Below are 5,470 nucleotides of genomic sequence, written 5' to 3' on the forward strand. Positions count from 1 at the left end.
CTCATAGGCTTTGTCTTTGGTGAACAAAGCATTATCCTTAGAATCATTCATAGTAAACCATCTGCCGCCTTGGTCTTTAAATTTATCCTTTACTTTTTTTATTATATCGTCTGAGGCTTTATGAAGTTTATTAGCATCATCATACCCCGTCAGTTCAGTTACATAGTCAATATACTCTTTCTCTGTGTTACCACTATAAAAATTATAGCCATAACGGAATTGGCTAACCCACTGAGAATCTTTGAGCAAGGTAACTTCTTTTTCAAGTGGTTCTTCGCCTGAGTAATTATTATGAACTTTTGTCATGGATTGAATGGAAGCATTAGTAGTCCCATTTTTGCTGATCACACCATCTCCCTGATAAACACTTTTTTGCTCCGTTTTACTGTAAGAAACAGTGGCTCCATATTTTTGATATTCTTTTATGGCCTTAATAGTTTCCGTAAGCTGTTCGTCTTTTACAACGGTGTTTTGAGGTACAAGTCCTTTTACGGTGTCTATTTCACTGCACGATTTGGATAGGTAGCCAAAAGTAACCAGGAAGGACTGTATTAACTGAACATCTTTGGCCATATTAGTACCTCCTTTGCCTACGCTCTCTGATATTTTATTGGTACTTAGTTTAGTTACCTTAGTAGTTTCCTCTGGTTCAGTTGTTTTTTCTTCTTTGGCAGGTTTAGTGATAGCAGTTATGCGGTTGTAAAGAATTCGTTTCTTATCAATATTTACGTAATTGTTTTCCGGAGCAAGAGCATCCGCCAAATCGACCAATAAGTCTTTATTGAACAGGCGAAGTACATCGTTATCAGTATTACTTACCATTGCATAGGCCAGGTTATCATTAGTTCCTCCAAGATCTTCCAGAATGGCCTGTACATGGGAGGCCCCGTCATTGGAGGCGTATGGGATTAACGATTTGCCTAATTGCACCATATCAATCTCATCCTTTTTATACTGAGCATAGAGTGCTTCTACTTTTTCCTTTGCTGATGGAGTTTTCGCCTTTTCTTCCTCAGGGGCTACTTTTTCTTTTTTTGCATGGAGTAATTCTCTGATCTTCTTATCAAATGCATCGTCATCTTTAAGGTCGTATTTGGCTTTAAAAGCTTTAATGGCTTTGTTGGAGTTGGGTCCACTCATCCCGTCAATTTTACCGGTATATAAGCCTTCGGCTTTAAGTACAGTCTGTTTGTCAGCAAAATTCAGGTAGTTTTTGTAATAGGTTTCTCCACCATCTGGGGATTTCAGGCGCTCGTAATGGGCTTTGGCTTTTTTAGCAAAATCACTGGCTCGGTCACTTCCATTAATAATGGCACGGGCATTTTCCCAGTCTGTTTTATTGTCGTTGAAATAATCACTTAATTTTTTGTTTGTAAACATACCATTGATCATGCCCTTAACGGCAATGGCAGCAGCTACTTTAGGACTTAAAACTTTGTCCGGGTAAGTCACTACATCGACACCGGTAAGTTCTTTGGCCTTTTCATAGTTGGCTTTCCATGTAATTTGAACAAAGCCCCTTCCATAATAGCCACTTGACCAGTATCTGCTTTGCAGGCGAATGAGTTCTTTTTGCTTATCTGTCTTGGCAGTTACTTGCTTCTTCTCTGCTTTTGATCTAAATCCGCATTCGCCTTCAACAGTCGCCAGGATATAAGCCAGCTTGCGTTTGTCTCCATCGCCATGAGTATTCCAGTTTGAAATTAACAGCGCAATATTGGAGCTGGAGCTGTTTTCCGCTGTAATTTCTATGTCTTCATCCTTTTTGTCAGAAGGTTTAAGCTTTGCAGCTTCCTGTTCCCTTCGCAGACGTTCTTCTTCTGCTTCTTTTCTCTTTCGTTCCTCCTCCTCTTTGCGTCGTTTTTCCTCTTCACGCCGGGCTATTTCCTTCGCCTTGGTCTCGGCTACCTGCTCATCCAGTTCGGTTAGTGACTGGCTCTCCTTCTCTGTCTCTTGGTTTACTTTTTCCTCATTAACTGCTTCTGTACCCCGGTTTAAGTTAATGGCTTCAATAAAACTCTGAATATCTCTGTTCAGCAGTGTAAACTCTGTTTGCTGGATTTTAATCAATGCCTGAACATCCTGCTCTTGCTGTACTTTAATGCTGAAGCTTTTGAGTTTATTGACCTGGCCATCCAGTTGCGGTATTAAGCTCTGGTACTTTGTTATGTCCTGATTCATACCGGCAATACTGCTTTCTATGGAGCTGAGCAAAGCACCATAATTAGTAATGATCTGGTTGTACGAGGAGGCGAATAGCTGTTGTTGCTCCTTCGTGCCGAATTCCTGTAAGGTTGCCGCTGCAGTTGTTGATTTTTCGCGTGCATCGTTCAGTTTGGCTGTAGTTTGTTGCAGCAATTCCTGAGCTTTTCCGGTATCAGTACTTGCCAATTGCATGGCTTCTTTGGCTTTTGCCGTAATTTCAATGATCCGTTCATTCAGAGAGTTTACCTGTAGCCCTATGCTTCCCTTGATGGACTTTATCTTACCGCTGATTACCTGATCATAATCAGAAAACCACTTCTCAAGCAAGCGGAAATAGCGGTCGTCGCCCCAGTGGTCTTGTGCCCTGCCATCCATGCGTTTGAGGAACTTTTCAACCTGTTTGTCGAAATCCTGTAGCTGCTCAGGGTCGGTGATCAGTGCCTTCTTGGTGCTGACGTAGACGAGAAACTCGTTTTTCAAATGGTCTTGCTCTTCCTGGGACACTTCGGGGTCGCGGTTTAGCAGGGGAGACTCTTTGATTTTGTTGATGAGGCCGGGGATCTTCTCTCCCAATTGCAGGTTTTTCACCTTAGCCGTTAGGCTGGCGGTATTGATCCCCAATATCCGGCCGTTGCCTGGCCGCTTTCGGGTGCGGGTGTTATTTTGCGGACTACCGGCCTCTTTGGGCGCTTTTACATTATCTTCTGTTCCTGCCATGAGTAAGCTTGGGCTTGATTTTTGATTTAGAGGGCTTTTCCTTTTTTTCTCAACTCTTTGATCACACCTTGAGAAAATATTTCGCTCGACACTTTTTTTAATCCCTTATGCAGGCACATCATAGCGCAATATTGAAATACGTTATTAATTTCCGCTCCCGACAGTTCATACTTATTGGCTACATTTTCCATAAGCTGTAAATCTTCCAGTAGGTATTTTTTTTCAAACGCCCGCCTGAACAGCTCCAAACGCAGGGTTTTGTTGGGTATAGTAAATTTGACGATAGATTGAAAGCGACGGGTAAATGCACTGTCGATATTTGCTTTAAAATTGCTGGACAAAATTACCAGCCCGTTAAAGTCTTCAATTCTTTGTAGCAGGAAAGATACCTCCTGGTTGGCGTAGCGGTCATTGGAAGTACTTACCTGGGTACGTTTGCCAAAAAGAGCATCGGCCTCATCAAAAAATAAGATCCATTCTTTATTTTCCGCTTTTTCAAAGATCAGGGATAGGTTCTTTTCGGTTTCGCCAATGTACTTGCTGACTACCATAGAAAGATCCACCCTATAAACCGGTAAGCCTGCCTCTTTGCCCAAAAGGCAGGCAGCCATAGTTTTACCTGTACCCGAAGGGCCGTAAAACAAGGCCCTGTAGCCCCGTTTGGCTTTTCTGTTGATAACCTCGTCTTTGGCAATCCTTTCACGCTCTTTTAGCCAGATGTTAATTTCCTCAAGGGCCACACGCGTATCACTCGGTACCACCATGTCGTCCCAGTCTTCGCGGGTTTGTACAAGCTGCGCCGGGAATGTTCTGCTAAACTGCGGCTTGTAAGGTTGGTCTAAGACAAGAATGTTGTAGAACTCTTCATTGAGTTCAAAGGGGATCAATAACGGGTTTTTGGTTCTGGGATCATGATGTACATCAATTATTCCCATAGTCCATAGCGGATGTGCTTCGTGAAAAACCCCTGAAAGTAGTTTTTTGCGCAAGTCTACGTCATTGCCGGCTACTATGAATAATACCGTTTGTAAAGTGGGCATAAATCCAAACTGGGTTTCGCTCTGAATACCTCCAAGGGTATCAAGGCCCTGGCCGGTTTGTAAGGCCTTCGTAAAAGGTTCAAGCAGAGAAGGGGCTAGGTAAGGTGACAGGGCAAATATTAAAATTAAACGCTCCGCAATTAGTGAAGGTGCATCATCAAGATCGGTCTCCTGCCGAAACAACTCAAACAAATCACCATAAGGGGTGTCGCCTTCCCATGCAGGAGGCAGGTGGTTTTCCATGGCCCATGGGCCGGAGGATGTACTGTTTAATTCTTCTAACCTTTTGCTAATCAGTTCTCTGGCCCACTCAATGTCTGCTTTAATCATGCGCTGGCTAATGCTTTTAACGAAAATGTAATTGACTCAAACTGTAATAATAGTATTTTAAGTTTATTTTGGTAAATATAATGTAAGTAAATATTGCTTAGGTAGACGATTGTGAAGCAGGGATATTTATCATAGGGCAGGCAACTGGAATATTTGCTCAGGTTGCTTTCTGCTTATGGAGGGTGGTGTTATGGTCATTATCAGGTTACGGGCTTTGATCAATAAAGGGTTTGAGAGGTGTGCCATTTTGCCAATGCGCCAGCTTGTTTTTACTACATGATGGGCTTTCGGCAATCTTAAATTTTGAAATTTTTCAAATGCTGCATGTGTATCATATTTATTTAGGCATTCAGATAGCACATAAGCATCTTCAATAGCCTGACAGGCTCCTTGTCCCATGTTGGGAGTGGTAGCATGAGCAGCATCACCTATCAGGCAGACATTCTCTTTATGCCAGGTGCCGGTAGGTTTTAGGTCAGATATCATCGCTGTATGTACCCGCTCTTTTGGGGTAGCTGCAATAATATCTCTGATCACGGCATGGTAATTACTGAAGTAGCTGTCTAAGTCGCTTACCGAATATTCGTCCTTATGTTTTTTAAAAGATTTCAGAGCATACCAATACACCTTGTCTTTATCAATTTGTACAAATCCAAAACGCTCTCCTCTTCCCCATGCTTCATTCAGTTCATTTTTATATTCGGGGGGTAAATCGAAGTTTACAACTCCTCTCCAGCAGACCTGGCCAGCATTTCTTACTTTATTCTCCGGGAATAAGCATTGCCTGACTACTGAAGTTAATCCGTCAGCACCTATAAGCATTGAAGATTGGATTGACTTTCCGTTTTCAAATGTCGAAGAAGGTATACCACCGGCCTGGCTGACATGCTTGAGGCTATGCTTTAGATTTATTTCTGTTGACTGGAGCTTATTCAGTAAGATCTGCTGCAATACCCCTCTGTGGATGGCAACATTTTTTACCCTATGTTTTTTTTCAAAATATGATAAATCCACTCTGGAAACCAGCTTTAGATTAGCCTTTGTAATGTTCATTGAGGAAATTATATTTCCATGGCTTTCAATTTCCTTTCGCAGCCCAAGTTTTTCATAAACCTGCATGGCATTGTTGGCCAATATAATTCCTGCCCCTACCTGCTTTATTTCTCCAGCCTGTTCAT

2 protein-coding genes and 1 pseudogene are annotated in these 5,470 nt (G+C 42.2%); all 3 read right to left on the reverse strand.

Annotated elements, in window-relative coordinates; genetic code table 11:
* Nucleotides 1-2,922, reverse strand: a pseudogene (locus tag E1163_RS02780) (hypothetical protein); the annotation flags it as partial.
* 26 nt (nucleotides 2,923-2,948) lie between these two features.
* Nucleotides 2,949-4,292: an ATP-binding protein gene (locus E1163_RS02785; protein ID WP_155169233.1), complete on the reverse strand. Its 1,344-nt coding sequence runs from the start codon at nucleotides 4,290-4,292 to the stop codon at nucleotides 2,949-2,951.
* 129 nt (nucleotides 4,293-4,421) lie between these two features.
* Nucleotides 4,422-5,470 (reverse strand): FAD-dependent monooxygenase (locus tag E1163_RS02790; protein ID WP_155169235.1); only part of this gene is annotated, 1,049 nt, incomplete at its 5' end.

The sequence above is a fragment of the Fulvivirga kasyanovii genome, from assembly GCF_009711405.1.
GTDB classification, from domain to species: Bacteria; Bacteroidota; Bacteroidia; order Cytophagales; family Cyclobacteriaceae; genus Fulvivirga; species Fulvivirga kasyanovii.